This is a genomic window from Bacillus aerolatus (genome assembly GCF_009183655.1).
Lineage (GTDB): Bacteria > Bacillota > Bacilli > Bacillales > Domibacillaceae > Pseudobacillus > Pseudobacillus aerolatus.
The window spans coordinates 358512-375788 of sequence record NZ_WEIO01000003.1 but is presented as its reverse complement, the minus strand read 5'-3'; the positions used below and the strand labels follow the sequence as shown (position 1 = coordinate 375788).

14 protein-coding genes and 1 rRNA gene are annotated in these 17277 nt (G+C 42.1%); 6 read left to right on the top strand and 9 right to left on the bottom strand.

Annotated features, from left to right (window positions below):
- The 9 genes from F9802_RS07830 to dnaA form a co-directional block, all read right to left on the bottom strand.
- A 16S ribosomal RNA gene (locus tag F9802_RS07830) occupies window positions 1-116 on the bottom strand; the annotation flags it as partial.
- A 352-nt stretch (window positions 117-468) separates the two neighbouring features.
- Window positions 469-1551 (bottom strand): HD-GYP domain-containing protein, encoded by a 1083-nt coding sequence (locus F9802_RS07825; RefSeq protein ID WP_152150644.1) that lies wholly within the window; start codon window positions 1549-1551, stop codon window positions 469-471.
- A 96-nt stretch (window positions 1552-1647) separates the two neighbouring features.
- Window positions 1648-4164 carry a DNA gyrase subunit A gene (gyrA, locus tag F9802_RS07820; protein ID WP_152150643.1) on the bottom strand — a complete coding sequence of 839 codons (2517 nt, stop codon included), beginning with the start codon at window positions 4162-4164 and terminating at the stop codon, window positions 1648-1650.
- Window positions 4165-4296: 132 nt separating this feature from the next.
- A complete protein-coding gene (gyrB, locus tag F9802_RS07815) occupies window positions 4297-6222 on the bottom strand; it encodes a DNA topoisomerase (ATP-hydrolyzing) subunit B (RefSeq protein WP_152150641.1) in 1926 nt (641 codons plus the stop codon).
- Between the two features lie 56 nt (window positions 6223-6278).
- Window positions 6279-6530 carry an extracellular matrix regulator RemB gene (gene remB / locus F9802_RS07810; protein ID WP_152150639.1) on the bottom strand — a complete coding sequence of 84 codons (252 nt, stop codon included), beginning with the start codon at window positions 6528-6530 and terminating at the stop codon, window positions 6279-6281.
- Window positions 6531-6540: 10 nt separating this feature from the next.
- Window positions 6541-7659, bottom strand: coding sequence for a DNA replication/repair protein RecF (gene recF / locus F9802_RS07805; protein WP_152150637.1), 1119 nt, complete (start codon window positions 7657-7659; stop codon window positions 6541-6543).
- Between the two features lie 20 nt (window positions 7660-7679).
- Window positions 7680-7898: a S4 domain-containing protein YaaA gene (gene yaaA / locus F9802_RS07800; RefSeq protein WP_152150635.1), complete on the bottom strand. Its 219-nt coding sequence runs from the start codon at window positions 7896-7898 to the stop codon at window positions 7680-7682.
- A 283-nt stretch (window positions 7899-8181) separates the two neighbouring features.
- Entirely contained in the window at window positions 8182-9318 is a 1137-nt protein-coding gene (dnaN, locus tag F9802_RS07795) for a DNA polymerase III subunit beta (RefSeq protein WP_152150633.1), read from the bottom strand.
- A gap of 189 nt (window positions 9319-9507) precedes the next feature.
- A complete protein-coding gene (gene dnaA, locus F9802_RS07790) occupies window positions 9508-10851 on the bottom strand; it encodes a chromosomal replication initiator protein DnaA (protein ID WP_152150631.1) in 1344 nt (447 codons plus the stop codon).
- A 783-nt stretch (window positions 10852-11634) separates the two neighbouring features.
- Here dnaA and rpmH point away from each other — a divergent pair.
- The 6 genes from rpmH (at window position 11635) to mnmG (ending at window position 17269) form a co-directional block, all read left to right on the top strand.
- A complete protein-coding gene (gene rpmH / locus F9802_RS07785; protein ID WP_152150629.1) occupies window positions 11635-11769 on the top strand; it encodes a 50S ribosomal protein L34 in 135 nt (44 codons plus the stop codon).
- A gap of 63 nt (window positions 11770-11832) precedes the next feature.
- Window positions 11833-12198: a ribonuclease P protein component gene (gene rnpA / locus F9802_RS07780; RefSeq protein ID WP_152150627.1), complete on the top strand. Its 366-nt coding sequence runs from the start codon at window positions 11833-11835 to the stop codon at window positions 12196-12198.
- A gap of 84 nt (window positions 12199-12282) precedes the next feature.
- A complete protein-coding gene (spoIIIJ, locus tag F9802_RS07775) occupies window positions 12283-13047 on the top strand; it encodes a YidC family membrane integrase SpoIIIJ (protein WP_404799148.1) in 765 nt (254 codons plus the stop codon).
- 11 nt (window positions 13048-13058) lie between these two features.
- The gene (jag, locus tag F9802_RS07770) at window positions 13059-13685 is read left to right on the top strand and encodes an RNA-binding cell elongation regulator Jag/EloR (RefSeq protein WP_152150623.1); all 627 of its coding nucleotides are present in this window, start codon (window positions 13059-13061) and stop codon (window positions 13683-13685) included.
- 281 nt (window positions 13686-13966) lie between these two features.
- Window positions 13967-15352: a tRNA uridine-5-carboxymethylaminomethyl(34) synthesis GTPase MnmE gene (mnmE, locus tag F9802_RS07765; RefSeq protein WP_152150621.1), complete on the top strand. Its 1386-nt coding sequence runs from the start codon at window positions 13967-13969 to the stop codon at window positions 15350-15352.
- Between the two features lie 27 nt (window positions 15353-15379).
- Window positions 15380-17269, top strand: a complete 1890-nt coding sequence (gene mnmG / locus F9802_RS07760; protein ID WP_152150619.1) for a tRNA uridine-5-carboxymethylaminomethyl(34) synthesis enzyme MnmG — start codon at window positions 15380-15382, stop codon at window positions 17267-17269.
- The last annotated feature ends 8 nt before the right edge of the window (window positions 17270-17277 follow it).

Here is a 17277-nt window from a genome sequence, read left to right as displayed (position 1 = left end):
CTCACCCGTCCGCCGCTAACTTGAACTGGAGCAAGCTCCAGTCAAGTCCGCTCGACTTGCATGTATTAGGCACGCCGCCAGCGTTCGTCCTGAGCCAGGATCAAACTCTCCAAAAAGATGTTTGACTTGCTCATGTTTTAAAAATAAGAATTAACTTACTGGCATGTTGTATTCTGTTCAGTTTTCAATGTTCAATCACCGTCGCATCTAAGCGACTTTTATAATATACCATCTCTTATTCTTTAGGTCAATAACTTTTATCATTTTTTTTATAAATTATATAATATCCGCTTGTTAGCTGTTAACATTCCTATAAAATTTCTTTTACCGTACAGAATAAAAGATGAAGCAAACAAATAGGTAACATTGATCCTTCCTTTTCATTCTTACAGTGATGCTTGTTTCTCCCTTTTAGAAAAAAGCTCTGAGAAAACCTGATTTGATTTTTTCAGAGCCGAAAATAAGAACTTAAAGCACTTCTTCTATATGTAAATCTCTTCTCTTTTCCAAGTCTATTATTGATTCATTGGCTTGCAGTTTCAACAGCGGTCTTGTCGGGTGCTGTTGCTTCATGAATAAAACATTCGCTAATTGGCCATCAGACAATCGGACAGCCGTACCGGACGCCAATTTTGTAAACAAAGCTGTCAATGCTTTTACGGTTGGTAAATCAAACTTGCCGAAGAAGTCTTGTTCAAACATTTCCATCACTTTAAATAGGGTTTGGCGCTTGCGGTATAACTTGTCCGATGTCATCGCATGGAATACATCGGCTGCTGCCACAATCCGCGAAATTGGAGGTAGATTTTCCGCTTTCGCTCCATTGACATACCCTGAGCCATCCATTCGCTCATGATGCTGAAATACGGCTATTTTTGTTTCTGGATTAAGAAGGTTAATATCTTTCACCATTTTATAGCTTAAGACAGGATGTTTATCTACTTCTTTTTTTTCTCCGGCAGTTAATGAAGTTTCTTTTAAGAGAATGCGCGGATTAATTCTAGCCATTCCACAATCGGCTAGGGCTCCGGCCAAAGCTGTTTGTATAACAAATCCTTTTTCATAATTTAATTGGGCAGCTACAGCACCGCTCAACAATCCGGTTACAACTGAGTGATGGCAGTAATAGTTTTCTTTTTCCGCGCATTGATAAAGTTTGGAAAACAATCCAGGATCAGCTGTCACTTCGTCAAGCAATGGCAAAATGATTTCACGGATCTGGATAATATCCACTCCCGATCCTGCCTGCCATTTATGAAATTCTTTTTTATATTCGTCTACACTTCGAAGGTAAACTTCAAAAAAGTTCGTTTTCGTTTGCACGGGGACAGCCGCTCTTTTCTTTTCTTCAGCTGGCAGCCCTGCATTTTCGACAACCATTCCCATCGAAGCGCCTCCAATGGCCACTTTGTCAATTAGAAATGCCTCAAGGATTTTTATGTGCCAGCTTGTTAAGATAGTGTCCTTCACCATTAATGGCTCAGGAGCTTTGCTTATGACATCTTCTAGGAGTACGTTTCCTTCCTTCAGCTCTTCTACCTTCACGTACATAAGTCTTTTCCCCCAGGTTTTTTAATCTATATATTAACAAATATTGGATAGGAAAGAAACAAAAAAAGCCGGATTACCCGGCTCTATCATTACACTTTATTCTGTTGGTTCCACGTCTATTTCATCGCTTGGAACTGTTTCTTCTGCCGCTTCATCAGGAAGAATGTCTTCAAGCTCTTCTTCCTCTTCTTTAGCTATTTTTGTAACAGTTGCCACCGTTTCATCTCCATTCAACCGGATGAGTTTTACTCCTTGAGTGTTTCTTCCGGTGATGGAAATATCATCTATATCCATTCTAATGAGAACGCCGCCGACTGTAATCAGCATTAAGTCTTCTTCGCCGCTAACTGTTTTAATCGCAACAAGTGGGCCATTTTTGCTTGTGATATTACACGTTTTCAGCCCTTTTCCGCCTCTCGTCTGGATGCGGTATTCTTTTTCCGGTGTACGTTTTCCATAACCGTTCTCTGTTACGATAAGTACATAATCGTCTTCATGAAGCAACTCCATTCCCACAACAACGTCATCAGAGGCAAGTCTGATCCCTCTTACTCCGGTTGACACACGTCCCATTTGGCGGACATTTTCCTCTTCAAAGCGAATCATCATTCCTTTGCGTGTACCTACTACCACATGCTTATTGCCGTCTGTCAGCCGTACAGAGATTAATTCGTCATCTTCCCGTAAATTAAGAGCTATTAAGCCATTTGTTCGAATATTAGCAAAGTCTGTTAACAGTGTACGCTTCACGATACCTGACTTTGTGGCAAAAAATAAGTAGTGATCTTCAGTGAATTGCTCGACACGAATCATCGTGTTCACCCATTCATCTTTTTCAACACCTAATAAGTTAATGATCGGTATACCTTTTGCTGTTCGGCTGAATTCAGGAATCTGGTACCCTTTCAAACGGTAAACCTTTCCTTTGTTCGTGAAAAAGAGAATCGTGTCGTGTGTGGAAGTGGTCATCAAGTGTTCGACAAAGTCGTCTTCATTTGTGCCCATGCCTTGTATGCCGCGGCCTCCCCGTTTTTGGCTGCGGTAAGTGGATGCAGGCAGCCTTTTCACGTAGCCGTTATGCGTGAGCGTTAAAACAACTTGTTCACGCGGGATTAAATCTTCATCCATGATGCCTTCAATACCGGCATCCATGATGTCCGTCCGACGCTTATCATTAAATTTCTCTTTAATTTCCAGCAATTCTTCGCGAATAATCGCAAGAATTTTTTCATCATCGGCCAAAATAGCTTTTAACTCAGCAATTAATTGAATCAAGTTTTGATACTCTTCTTCAATCTTTTCTCTTTCCAAACCTGTCAAACGCTGGAGCCGCATATCAAGAATAGCTTGCGCTTGCTTTTCGGATAAAGAAAATTGCTCCATCAACCCTTGTTTGGCAATTTCCGTTGTTTGAGAACTACGAATTAAGCTGATAATTTCATCAATATGGTCGAGAGCAATTCTTAAACCTTCTAAAATATGCGCTCTCGCTTCTGCTTTTCTCAGTTCGAACTCAGTGCGGCGGCGGATAATAACCCGCTGGTGCTCTAAATAGTGATAGAGGCATTCTTGTATATTTAATACACGCGGCTGCCCGTCCACGAGTGCTAACAAATTAATCCCAAAACTCGTTTGCATAGCCGTGTGTTTGTACAAATTATTTAACAGGACATTCGCATTGGCATCCCGGCGGACTTCCATCACAATTCTCATGCCGTTCCGGTCCGATTCATCTCTTAAATCAGTAATGCCATCAATTCTTTTATCACGCACAAGCTCAGCAATTTTCTCTATTAGCCTCGCTTTATTAACCTGATAAGGGAGCTCATTTACGATAATTGTTTCTTTGCCATTAGCACGCTGCTCAATGTCTACTTTAGCTCTAATGATTAAAGAGCCTTTCCCTGTTTCATACGCCCGGCGAATGCCGCTTCTTCCCATGATCATTCCGCCCGTTGGGAAATCTGGTCCCGGTATGTACTCCATAATTTCCGGAATGGTCATATCTTCTTTTTTACTGAAAGCAATGAGTCCATCGATCACTTCTCCAAGCTGGTGAGGAGGAATGTTCGTCGCCATGCCGACCGCAATGCCTGATGTCCCATTAACGAGCAAGTTAGGGAATCTAGCCGGCAGCACAACGGGTTCTCTTTCTGACCCATCATAGTTGTCTTTATAATCGATCGTATCTTTGTTAATATCGCGTATTAATTCCATCGATATTTTGGACATGCGTGCTTCTGTATAACGCATCGCAGCGGCAGCATCTCCGTCAACGGAACCAAAGTTACCGTGGCCGTCTACAAGCATATAGCGGTAGTTAAAATCCTGCGCCATCCGCACCATCGTTTCATACACAGCCGAATCACCGTGAGGATGGTACTTACCGATCACTTCACCAACAATCCGGGCAGATTTTTTGTACGCTTTATCAGCGGTCATACCCAAATCGTTCATTGCATATAAGATCCGGCGGTGAACTGGCTTTAAGCCATCTCTAACATCCGGAAGAGCCCGGGATACGATTACACTCATCGCATAATCTAAGAAAGATGAACGCATCTCCTGGCTAATATTAATCTCCGTTACTTTGGATCGAGGCGTTTCAGCCATTTTTAAAGACCTCCTTCAACGAACTGCTTTAAAAAATATTCAGTGCACTAGGATAAAAAAAGACATACAGGATAGATTAACATCTATCCTGCTTTTCCTGACAGTCTATTTTCCAGGCTTAATTTGCCCCTTTTAAATATCCAGGTTTTTCACATACAGAGCGTTTTCCTCAATAAACTGACGACGCGGTTCTACCCGGTCCCCCATCAGTATTTCAAACGTTTCATCCGCTTCAATGGCATCTTCCAGACTGACTTGAAGCAACGTTCTCGTGTCCGGGTTCATCGTTGTTTCCCATAGTTGTTCCGGATTCATTTCACCAAGTCCTTTATAGCGCTGCAGTCCTGGTTTCGCATTTTCCGGAAGAGTCGCTATAATCTCATCGAGCTGGCGGTCATTGTAAGCATACTCAATTCGCTTTCCTTGTGTAACTTTGTACAATGGCGGCTGAGCAATGTAAACAAAGCCTGCTTCGATCAGCTGACGCATATAGCGGAAAAAGAAAGTGAGCAGCAAGGTGCGAATATGAGCTCCATCCACATCTGCATCCGTCATAATAACAAGTTTATGGTAACGGGCTTTGGAGATTTCGAACTCTTCTCCGATTCCTGTGCCCAGTGCGGTAATGATTGTCCGAATTTCATTGTTCGATAAAATTTTATCAAGACGGGCTTTCTCTACGTTAATAATTTTTCCGCGGAGCGGCAAGATTGCCTGAAAGTGGCGGTCACGTCCTTGCTTAGCCGATCCACCAGCCGAGTCTCCCTCAACTACATACAATTCACTGATTTCCGGATCGCGTGACGAGCAGTCAGCCAATTTCCCAGGCAGGCTGGATACTTCGAGTGCACTCTTCCTGCGAGTTAACTCTCTCGCTTTTTTAGCGGCCATTCGCGCACGGGCTGCCATTAAACCTTTTTCCACTATTTTTCGAGCCACAGCCGGATTTTCAAGCAAAAAGGATTCAAAACGGGAAGAGAAAACCGAATCCGTTACTGTACGGGCCTCGGAGTTGCCAAGTTTCGTTTTTGTTTGTCCTTCAAATTGGGGATCCGGATGCTTGATGGAAACAATCGCTGTCAAACCTTCCCTGACATCTTCACCCGACAAATTTGTTTCCGCTTCTTTAATTAAACCGCTTCTGCGGGCATAGTCATTAATCACACGTGTTAAAGCTGTTTTAAATCCAGACTCGTGTGTCCCGCCTTCATACGTATTAATGTTGTTGGCGAAAGAATATAAGTTGCTGGCAAAGCCTTCGTTGTATTGCAGAGCAATTTCAACAGAAATTCCTTCTTTCGTGCCTTCCATGTAAATTGGCTCGCTGTGCACCACTTCTTTTGTCCGGTTTAAATGCTCTACATAAGACTTAATCCCGCCTTCATAGTAGTACTCATTCGTTTTTCCTTCTTCACGGCGGTCTTCAATGACGATTTTAATGCCGCGGTTTAAGAAAGCAAGTTCGCGCAGCCGATTAGCAAGCGTGTCGTATTCATATACAGTCGTTTCTGTAAAAATCTCCTCATCCGGCTGAAATTGAATGGTTGTCCCTGTATAGTCTGTTTCACCAATAATTTTAAGATCTTCCTGCGGCACGCCGCGTTTATAACATTGGTAATAAATATTTCCATCACGGTGGACAAACACTTCAAGCTGGCTTGATAGAGCGTTGACGACAGAAGCCCCTACACCGTGCAGGCCGCCGGACACTTTATAACCGCCGCCGCCGAATTTTCCACCTGCGTGAAGAACGGTCAAAATAACTTCTACTGCCGGCCGGCCCATTTTTTCCTGGATGCCGACCGGAATTCCCCGGCCGTTATCTTTAACGGTAATACTGTTATCTTTTTCAATAATGACTTGAATTTTATCACAGTATCCTGCGAGTGCTTCATCAATGCTGTTATCAACGATTTCCCATACAAGGTGATGAAGACCTCTTCCACTCGTTGAACCGATATACATTCCCGGCCGCTTTCTAACGGCTTCAAGTCCTTCTAATACTTGTATTTGGTTTTCATCATAAGAAGGCTGGTTAGCTACATTAGGTTGTTCCATAGTCAAATCCGTTCACCTGCCCTTTCTTTTGAAAGCCTGCTTTTAACATAAATTTGTTATCCGCCAGACTTTTGTAAGTGATTTTCATATATTCGTTTTTTTAATGTATGAGATGAAAAAGGAGAAAGATAAAAGTGATCTCCGGTTACGACAACCGATTTATAACCGCCATTGGCTAGGAGAGCTAAAGAATCTTTATGAACTTTGTTCGCCGCATTCTTTTCGGACAAATCCGTGCTGTTCTGGTCGATAATAGCAATAATTTCATTCGTTCGTAAAATAGCTGTTTCACTAATTTGAACATACATGGATGCTCCCTCACTTTACTTGCGAGATTGTTCCTTCTTTTACTGCAAATGTAGCGGCTTCCTGCAATGTTTGGTGGTTAATCCCTTCCGTACTCGTCGTAGTCACGAATGTTTGTACTTTCCCCTGGATCGTATTTAATAAATGTGATTGCCGGTAATCATCAAGTTCTGACAGCACATCATCAAGTAAAAGGATGGGGTATTCCTTGATTTCAGAATGAATCAGTTCAATTTCCGCTAATTTGACGGATAAAGCCGTCGTCCGCTGCTGGCCTTGAGAACCAAACGTCTGCACATTTTTATCGTTTACCTGGAAAACGAGGTCATCGCGGTGCGGGCCGCTCATCGTCACTCCCCGCTCCACTTCTTTTTTCCGCTGGGAATGATATTTTTCTTCAAATATGTTAACCATTTTTGACGAATCGTGCCCATCTGATACATCTACAGACGGCTCGTATAAAATATCAAGGTTTTCCCCCCCGCGTGAGATCCCTGAATGAATAGTTCGGGCCCAGTCTTGCAGCAAGTGGATAAAATCAAATCTTTTTCTGACAATCTTTACAGCTAGTTGAATTAACTGATCGGTTAAAACGTCGAGCATCGTAAAATCATTCGTTTTTTTTATTTGAAGCTGCTTTAAGTAATGATTTCTTTGCTGCAGCACTTTATGGTACTGGCTAATATCGTGAAGATAGACAGGAGATACCTGGCCGATTTCCATATCGATAAAGCGCCTTCTCACTTGAGGATTTCCTTTAACAAGATGAAGGTCTTCCGGTGCAAACATTACGACGTTCATATTTCCAACATACTGGCTCAAGCGCTGCTGCTCAAGATGATTGCATTTCGCCTTTTTTCCTTTTTTTGAAATGATTAATTCCAGCGGGATAGAACTTCGAGCTTTTTGAACCCTTCCCTTTATTTTAGCATACTCCGCTTCCCAGCGAATTAAATCTTTATCGTTGGAGGTCCGGTGGGATTTTGCCATAGCCAGCACGAAAATGGATTCAATTATATTTGTTTTCCCCTGGGCATTTTCTCCAAGAAAAACATTCACTTTATTTTCAAATTCAATATCTAAAGAAACATAATTTCTATAGTTCTCTAAAGACAGATCTGTTATGTGCATGTGCAAAACACCCTTTTGTTTTATGAATCCACAATTTCAAAGCTGCCGGCACCCGGAATTTCTACCCGGTCGCCTGCACGAAGCTTCCTCCCTCTGCGTTGGTCAAGCACTCCGTTTACATACACTTCATGCTCGCTTAAAAACCATTTGGCCATACCGCCGGTTTGAATCACCTCAGCAAGCTTTAAAAATTGACCTAAAGGGATATATTCCGTTTCAATGGCTATTTTTTTGTCCATTTATTCTCACTGCTTTCGATTGAATTCTCTAATACTTTATTTTACTAAACTTTTTACCTTAACACAAAGGAGAAGAAGAACAAAAGCGCAAGCGCCTTGATCAGCCCCGACAAGCAAATGTTCTTTCCTCAAAGAAGTCGCTTTTTGACTTCATTGAGGAAAGGTTATTTGACCTCGAGGGGCTAGACGCTGGAGCTAGAAGCAAACGAAAGAAGGCTGCCCATTTTTCAGGAAACAGCCTTTTCTTTCTTTTTTTCCCACATTGTTCCCTTTTTGAGAGGAGTTAATACGTTCTCACTGGCAGAATCAGCTGCAAAGTTGAATCGTCATGCTGAGGACGGATGACAAAAGGTCTCATCGCCCCAGTAAATTGAATATTTATTTCTGTCCCTTCAAGTGCTTTCAACGCATCCATCATATATTTGGCACTAAAGGAGATTTTAAGTTCCTCTCCTTCAACGGACTGGCTCTTCACTTGTTCAGTCACTTTCCCAATTTCCGGGGAGTTAGAGGAGACTTCAATCATCTCTTCGCCAATCATCGATAATTTCACCACGTTGTTGCGTCCTTCTCTTGCAAGTAAGGAAGCTCTGTCGATTGCCTGTAAAAATTCTTTCGTGTTTAATTCCAGTTTTGTTTTGCTGTCAGCTGGAATTAACCTGCTCGTATCAGGATAATTCCCTTCAAGCAACCGAGAGTAAAACAATAAATGCTTAGCCCGGAAAAGCACTTGATTGTCTGTAATAACAATTTCCACCGGTTCTTGTGTATCATCTAAAATTTTGCTTAATTCATTTAAGCTTTTTCCTGGTATTACGACGTTATATTCAGCATTTGCATCCGTTTCTACTGCCGCTTTTCGCAAAGCAAGCCTGTGGCTGTCTGTAGCAATACAAATTAATTCGCCATCTTCTACTTTCCAGTTGACACCTGTCAAGATAGGTCGTGTTTCTGAGGTGGACACTGCGAAAACTGTCTGCCTGACCATGGCTTTAAGCAGATCTGTTGGCAGTTTAAACACTTCACCTTCTTCAATTTGCGGTAAATGCGGATATTCCTCAGGATCGAGGCCGTTTAAGTTGAATTCCGCCTGGCCTGACCTAATTACTGTTTGAAAAGAGGTAATCACTTCAATTTCAATTTTTTCTAAAGGTAACTTTTTCACAATTTCATTGAAAAAACGTGCATTAAGTACGATAGAGCCAACTTGTTTAATATCAGCAATGACTTGATCTTCTTCCTCTTTTGGAATAAAAGACTCAATTGAAATATCTGAATCACTGCCAGTCAGCTTAATGCCTTCTTCTGTGGCATCTATTTTAATCCCTGTCAAAATGGGTATCGTTGTTCTCGAACTGATTGCTTTTAATACATCTTGTACACTTTGAGCAAAACGATCTTTTTGAATTGAAAACTTCATTTTTTTCTCCTTTCGGTATTTAAGCATGATATTTGCAGCTGCTGCATATAATAATAATTTTATATTAAAAAAGTAATAGTAATAGTAGTAGGGCTTGTGAATATGTGGATAAGCTAAAAAATGAAAGTAAAGACAGCCTATCCACATGTGGACAGACTGTTTGTAAACTACAGAAAGTTATTCACACTATTAAGATTTTAAAATACTTTGAATTTCTTTCACTTTATATTGTAATTGGCTGTCGGTATCAAGCAGCTTTGAAATTTTTTCATGAGCATGGATGACGGTTGTATGATCCCGCCCGCCAAATTCCTCCCCAATTTTAGGCAGCGAAAAATCTGTCAGTTCGCGTGACAAATACATGGCAATTTGTCTAGGAAACGCAATGGACTTTGTCCGTTTTTTCGCTTTAAAATCATCAAGTTTAATATTGTATTGCTCACCGACAACTTTTTGGATGGCCTGGATCGTGATGACTTTCGGTTTTGAACTCGGAATAATATCTTTCAATGCTTCTGCTGCAAGGTCTGCGTTTATATCTTTATTAATTAACGAAGAATAAGCAACTACACGAATAAGTGCTCCTTCAAGCTCGCGAATATTCGTATCGATTTGGTTAGCGATATAAAGCATGACCTCATTTGGAATGTCGAGATTTTCAGCTTTCGCTTTTTTGCGTAAAATAGCAATCCGCGTTTCCAGATCTGGAGGGGTAATATCTGTGATTAAACCCCATTCAAAACGGGAACGCAGTCTGTCTTCAAGTGTTGGAATCTCTTTAGGAGGCCGATCGCTGGATATGATAATTTGTTTACTTTCTTCATGAAGTGTATTGAACGTATGGAAAAACTCTTCTTGAGTCTGTTCTTTGCCGGCAAGAAATTGAATATCATCTATCAGAAGAACGTCTACATTACGATACCGATTGCGAAAATCAACTGCTTTGTTATCCCTGATGGAATTGATGAATTCGTTTGTAAATTTTTCAGAAGATAAATAAACAACTTTTGCATCTGGATTATGTTCTAGTACATAGTGGCCAATTGCGTGCATTAAATGAGTTTTACCAAGTCCCACTCCCCCATAAATAAACAGCGGGTTATAAGCTTTGGCCGGTGCCTCTGCAACAGCGAGCGAAGCCGCATGGGCAAAACGGTTGCCGGAGCCAATGACAAATGTGTCGAAAGTGTATTTAGGATTTAACATGCTTTGCGGAAATTCATATGACTCGTCTTTCTTTTTCCGTTTTTTTGGCATAGTAAGCCCGTAGTCCTCAGATGCCTGGCTTTCGGGAATGATAAATTTGACGGCCAGCTGTTCACCAGTAATTTCACCGAGTACCCCGGAAATTAATTGAGAATAATGTCCCTCGAGCCAGTCTCTGGCGAAATCGTTTGGAGCAGAAATAGTAATGGAATCACCTTGTAGAGAATGTGCTTTCGTGGATTTTAGCCACGTATCAAAGCTTGGCTTGCTAATTTTTTTTTCTATGCTTTCCAGCACTTTGTTCCAAAGATCCTCGATATTTTCCATAAGGCCCCCTCCTCTTAATCAAATTGCAGCTATTATATAACAGTTTTTTATCTGATTTTTATATTTATGCACTCACTTGATTGTGGTTAAATATATAAATAAGAAAAAAGTAGTTTTTCGACATGATTCACAACCTGTGGACAAAGTTTTGCAGAGAGGCTGAATAACTTGTCCACAGGTTGTTCACAGTTTGTGGATAATTATAAATCAGAAACCACTTATCCAGAGTGAAAACAAAATAATAATAGCAGAAAAAGTGCTTTGTTGCAATGACATATAAAATTTATCCACAGTACATGCAGCTTGTGCAAATAACTTTTCCACAGGCTGCGCATTTGTGAAAAAGTTGTCAGTAAGGAGTGTGAATAAAAAAATAGCTGTCGAAAATTATCCACAGCTGCTGAAAAAAAGCTGGGTATAACGTGAAAAGAAAATTTTTTGCTTTCTCTGTCGGGGATAAATGGATTGGATCTGCTCTGCTCTATGAATGAGTACCTTCCACTTTTCTTGTCCAGCTTCGCCTCCTTGGGGCTCTAGGTCATATGCTTGTCGCTCCAGAGCAGTCGGCTCCGCTTTTTAGACTCCGACAGAGAGGGTGAAATCTGCGTACGCGCTGGCGCCTGCAGCTGGACAGGGGGAAGAACATTTTTGTCTAAGGCAGAACAGGCGCTTCCGCTTTTCGTTATTTCTAGAGAAGGTGTTGACAGGAGGATGGTTCGTCTTTATAATCAAAAGGACTGTCTTTAACGTTAAATTTTCCATTCCTCAGGGAGGTGTTTTATAATGAAAAGAACTTACCAACCAAATAAGCGTAAAAGAAGCAAGGTTCATGGTTTCCGTAGCCGTATGAGCTCTAAAAACGGTCGTCGCATTCTTGCTCGCCGTCGTGCTAAAGGAAGAAAAGTATTATCTGCATAAGCCACTGAAAAATCTCAGTGGTCTTTTTTTTAGTAAAAATGACGTAGAAAAGGTGATTGACTGATGAAAAAAACGTTCCGTATTAAAAAAGACAGTGAATTTCAATCCGTTTTCAAAGGCGGGAAGTCATTTGCCAATCGTCAGTTTGTTGTCTATATGTACAAAAATGAATTAAATGTTCCTTTCCGAATTGGTTTGTCTGTGAGTAAAAAAATTGGGAATGCGGTGACACGTAACCGGGTCAAACGCTGCATCAGACAAAGCTTTACGGAACTAAAAGAAGAAATTCTGCCCGGATATGATTTCATTATTATCGCCCGGAAGCCCGCGGCTGACATGGATGGCAATGAAGTGAAAAAAAGCCTGATCCATGTATTAAAACGGGCAAAGGCGCTGAGCAGAAGAGCATATCGGTCTGACTATAAATAAATAGCAATAAAATACATTCTCTATCATATGAGTTTGGCTGCATTCGCCTGCTGGCGGCTGCTATGAAAGACTGACAGGGGGAATATGAGTTTGAATAGAAAGATGATAGCCTTAATTTTTTTAGCAGCAATGACGATGCTGCTGGCCGGTTGTACAGAAGTAAACAAAGAAATTACACCGGAAAGTGAAGGCTTTTGGAACGAATTTGTTGTTTATCCGCTTTCACTAGTCATTATGAAAACAGCGGAAGCAGTTGGAAGTTATGGGTGGTCAATTGTTATTGTCACGATTATCATTCGTCTAATCATTTTGCCTTTGATGATTAAACAAACGAAAAATGCGAAGGCCATGCAAGTATTGCAGCCTGAAATGCAAAAAATTAAAGAAAAGTATAAATCAAAAGACGCTGTTACTCAACAAAAAATGCAGCAGGAAACGATGGCTCTTTTTCAAAAGCATGGAGTAAACCCGCTGGCCGGCTGTTTTCCGCTGATCGTGCAAATGCCGATTATTTTTGGATTTTACCAAGCGATCATGCGAACAGAAGCCATTAAGCAGGATAACTTCTTATGGTTCGACCTCGGTTCACCAGATCCATTTTTCATTCTTCCTCTCGTGGCAGGAGTAACAACTTTCTTGCAGCAAAAATTAATGATGGCTGGTGCAATGAATCAAAATCCGCAAATGGCAATGATGCTTTGGCTCATGCCGATTATGATCATCGTATTCGCGGTGAACTTACCGGCCGCTTTATCACTGTACTGGGTAGTAGGAAACATTTTCATGATTGTACAAACACTCATTATTAACAAACCTAGTGTCAGCAAGACCACTTCAGTTAACGACTAGGAGGGGCATGAATGAAAGAAGTTACGGCTGTCGGTCAAACAGTTGAAGAAGCTCTTCAATCAGCTTTGAAACAGCTGAAAGTAACAGAAGAAAGAGTAGAAATCGACGTTTTGGACAAAGGAAAAAAGGGGCTTTTTGGTCTTTTCGGACAGCGGCCTGCATCTGTAAAAGTTAGATTGAGAGCACAAGATCCGGTCGAAGAAGCGAAAACTTACGTATTGTCTATTGCCGCTCATTTAGGCGTCTTTCCGCACATCCAAGTGGAAAAAGCAGGCAAGCAAGTCATCTTCTCGCTTTCAGGTGAAAAAATTGCTTTGTTAATTGGAAAAAGAGGACAAACGTTGAATTCTTTGCAGCAGCTCACTCAGCTCGTCATTAACCGCCACTCAAAAGACTTCATTCATTTTACGCTTGATGCTGAAAACTACCGAAAACGAAGAGAAGAAACGCTTGCCGCGTTAGCGAAACGCATGGCTGAAAAAGCAGTGTCATCAGGAAAACCAGTCCGCCTGGAGCCGCTCCCTTCTTTTGAACGAAAAATTGTTCATGCGGCGCTCTCTGGCGATCGGCGCATTCGGACATTTTCAGAAGGCGCCGAACCAAAGCGTTCTATGGTCATTGCACCAAAAACGAAATAAAGGCATTCCCGGTAAGTCCTTATCTTATAAAAAGAAAGGAACACCCGGGAAGCCTTTTTTATTTTTCTATTTAATAGTTTGTTACTTTATTTTCCAAAAAACCAATCGCAGTAATTATTGTTATCCACACGTTAATAAGTTAAAATAAATAAGATTAAAAGAAGGCTGTGGACAAAACAGCCTTCTTTTTAAATCACACCGCTTATGTTAGTCTAGTGGTTTGAGAATAAAACTTCATTTATTTCTATAGATAACACCGGAAGAAGGAAGAGGTGAAAAGGTTGGATTTTGATACAATTGCCGCTATTTCTACACCGATGGGGGAAGGTGCGATCGCTATCGTACGTTTAAGTGGCGAGGAAGCAGTAAAGATTGCAGACCGAGTCTTTAAAAGCCCATCCAAAAAGACATTGACTGAAACCGCGAGCCACACGATTCATTACGGCCACTTAGTCGACCCGAAAACAGGCCGGACGGTGGAAGAAGTAATGCTGTCTCTCATGAGAGGACCAAAGACGTTTACACGGGAAGATGTCGTTGAAATAAACTGCCATGGCGGGCTCGTTTCCGTTAATCGTGTATTACAGCTTGTTTTAAACGAAGGAGCACGACTGGCAGAACCGGGCGAATTTACGAAGCGGGCTTTTTTAAACGGCCGGATCGATTTATCGCAGGCTGAAGCTGTCATGGATTTAATTCGTGCCAAAACAGATAAAGCAATGCACGTGGCGCTGAATCAAATGGAAGGCCGCCTCTCGAAGCTGATCCGCCAGCTGCGCCAGGAGATTCTTGAAACGCTCGCACATATTGAAGTGAATATCGATTATCCCGAGTATGATGATGTCGAAGAAATGACACATCGCGTGTTGTTGGAAAAAGCAGCATTTGTTCAAAAAGAAATAGAAAAGCTGCTGCGAACATCCGAACAGGGGAAAATCTTGCGTGAAGGACTGTCCACAGTTATTATCGGCCGCCCGAATGTCGGAAAATCTTCTTTATTGAATGCACTCGTTCAAGAGAACAAAGCGATTGTGACAGATATTCCGGGAACAACCCGTGACGTCATTGAAGAGTACGTAAATGTGCGTGGAGTCCCGCTGCGTCTCGTTGACACAGCTGGCATCCGTGAAACAGAAGATATTGTTGAACGGATTGGCGTGGAACGGTCACGCCAAGTGTTAAAGGAAGCGGATTTAATTTTGCTCGTATTGAATTATTCCGATCAGTTAACAGCGGAGGATGAAAAGCTGTTTGAAGCTACAGCTGGTATGGATGTTATCGTCATTGTCAACAAAACAGACTTGCCGCAGCAAATCAACATGGAACGTGTGAAAGAACTGACAGAAGGAAAACAGCTTGTCACGACTTCTTTATTGGAGGAAAAGGGTATAGACGAGCTTGAAGAAGCGATTGCTTCGTTGTTTTTCTCGGGTGCGATTGAATCCGGTGATATGACATACGTTTCCAACTCCCGCCACATTGCTTTGCTTAACCAATCGCTGTCATCCATTACAGACGCTATTGAAAATACACAGTCAGGCACGCCAATTGACATTATTCAAATTGATTTAACAAGAACGTGGGAATTGTTAGGTGAAATTATTGGTGAAAGTGTCCATGAAAGCTTAATTGATCAGTTATTCTCGCAATTTTGTCTCGGGAAATAATAAATAATACAACTAGGAGGAAAAAACATGCCACAATATGAAGCTGGCCAATACGATGTCATTGTTGTCGGTGCCGGCCATGCCGGCGTGGAAGCAGGACTTGCGGCTGCACGGGCAGGCGTTAAGACTTTAATGATTACCATTAATCTGGACATGATTGCTTATATGCCGTGTAATCCGTCGATTGGCGGTCCGGCAAAAGGAATTGTTGTTCGGGAAATTGATGCGCTCGGCGGTGAAATCGGCAAGAACATCGACAAAACACATATCCAAATGCGCATGCTGAATACTGGTAAAGGACCGGCTGTGCGAGCGTTAAGAGCACAAGCCGATAAAGTGCTGTATCAGCAAGAAATGAAAAAAACGATTGAAAATGAAGAAAACTTAACGCTTATTCAAGGGATGGTAGAAGAGCTCGTTATAGAAAATGGCGAGTGCCGCGGAGTTGTGACGCAAACAGGAGCGGTTTATCGGTCTCAAACGGTCATCATTACAACGGGAACCTTTTTGCGCGGCGAAATCATTATCGGCGATTTAAAATATTCCAGCGGACCGAATAACCAGCAGCCATCGATCCGTCTGTCTGAATACCTGGAGAAAATCGGATTTGATCTCGTTCGCTTTAAAACAGGGACACCGCCGCGTGTGAACAGCCGGACGATTGACTACAGCAAAACAGAAATTCAGCCGGGCGATGAAGAGCCACATGCTTTCAGTTATGAAACAACGAAGTTTATTACAGACCAGCTCCCTTGCTGGCTCACTTATACGAACGAAGAAACACATAAAATTATTGGTGAAAACTTGCACCGTTCCCCGATGTTTTCCGGAATGATTAAAGGGAAAGGTCCGCGGTACTGCCCATCTATTGAAGACAAAGTGGTTCGCTTTAATGACAAGCCGCGCCACCAAATCTTTTTGGAGCCGGAAGGGCGGAATACGGAAGAAGTGTACGTGCAGGGCTTGTCATCAAGCTTGCCGGAAGACGTGCAATATCGCATGCTGCGCACGGTTCCGGGTCTTGAAAAAGCTCAGCTGATGCGAGCGGGCTATGCCATTGAATATGATGCGATTGTGCCAACACAGCTTTGGCCGACACTTGAAACGAAAAAAGTGAAAAATCTTTATACAGCTGGCCAAATTAATGGAACATCCGGTTATGAAGAAGCGGCTGCACAAGGCATGATGGCGGGCATTAATGCGGCTTGCCGCGTACTCGGCAAAGGCGAAGTCATTTTAAGCCGGTCAGATGCTTACATCGGTGTGCTAATTGATGACCTCATTACGAAAGGAACGAGCGAGCCATACCGCCTGCTTACTTCCCGTGCGGAATATCGCCTGCTTCTGCGTCATGACAATGCTGATTTGCGCCTGACGGAAATTGGTTATCAAATTGGTTTAATTTCTGAAGAACGGTACGAACGGTTCCTGGCGAAAAAAGCGGCTATTGCCGGGGAAATAGATCGGCTGAAATCAATTATTATTAAGCCAAATGAAGAAACGCAAGCTATTATCCGCGAGGCTGGCGGCAGCGAACTAAAAGACGGTATCCGCGCCACAGATCTCTTAAAACGGCCAGAAATGCATTACAGCCATTTGCACCAACTTATTCCTTCCCCTGAAGCGCTGGACGCCGAAGTGGAGGAACAAGTAGAAATTCAAATAAAATATGAAGGATACATTGAAAAATCCCTTCAGCAAGTGGAAAAGCTAAAGAAAATGGAAAACAAAAAAATACCTGAGAACATTGATTATGATGCCATCAATGGACTTGCTTCGGAAGCGCGTCATAACTTGAAGGAAGTAAGACCTCTTTCCATTGCCCAAGCTTCCCGGATTTCAGGTGTCAATCCAGCCGATATTTCTATTTTGCTCATTTATATCGAACAGGGCCGCATAGCCCGCACAGCTAATTAAGTCTAGTT

Bases quoted from the DNA above. Each gene is read 5' to 3' on its own strand.
- rpmH (WP_152150629.1), top strand. From the start codon at position 11,635: ATGAAAAGAACTTACCAACCAAATAAGCGTAAAAGAAGCAAGGTTCAT.
- jag (WP_152150623.1), top strand. From the start codon at position 13,059: ATGAAAGAAGTTACGGCTGTCGGTCAAACAGTTGAAGAAGCTCTTCAA.
- gyrA (WP_152150643.1), bottom strand. From the start codon at position 4,164: ATGGCTGAAACGCCTCGATCCAAAGTAACGGAGATTAATATTAGCCAG.
- dnaA (WP_152150631.1), bottom strand. From the start codon at position 10,851: ATGGAAAATATCGAGGATCTTTGGAACAAAGTGCTGGAAAGCATAGAA.
- remB (WP_152150639.1), bottom strand. From the start codon at position 6,530: ATGTATGTTCAAATTAGTGAAACAGCTATTTTACGAACGAATGAAATT.
- recF (WP_152150637.1), bottom strand. From the start codon at position 7,659: ATGCACATAACAGATCTGTCTTTAGAGAACTATAGAAATTATGTTTCT.
- dnaN (WP_152150633.1), bottom strand. From the start codon at position 9,318: ATGAAGTTTTCAATTCAAAAAGATCGTTTTGCTCAAAGTGTACAAGAT.
- F9802_RS07825 (WP_152150644.1), bottom strand. From the start codon at position 1,551: ATGTACGTGAAGGTAGAAGAGCTGAAGGAAGGAAACGTACTCCTAGAA.
- spoIIIJ (WP_404799148.1), top strand. From the start codon at position 12,283: ATGAGTTTGAATAGAAAGATGATAGCCTTAATTTTTTTAGCAGCAATG.
- yaaA (WP_152150635.1), bottom strand. From the start codon at position 7,898: ATGGACAAAAAAATAGCCATTGAAACGGAATATATCCCTTTAGGTCAA.
- mnmG (WP_152150619.1), top strand. From the start codon at position 15,380: ATGCCACAATATGAAGCTGGCCAATACGATGTCATTGTTGTCGGTGCC.
- gyrB (WP_152150641.1), bottom strand. From the start codon at position 6,222: ATGGAACAACCTAATGTAGCTAACCAGCCTTCTTATGATGAAAACCAA.
- rnpA (WP_152150627.1), top strand. From the start codon at position 11,833: ATGAAAAAAACGTTCCGTATTAAAAAAGACAGTGAATTTCAATCCGTT.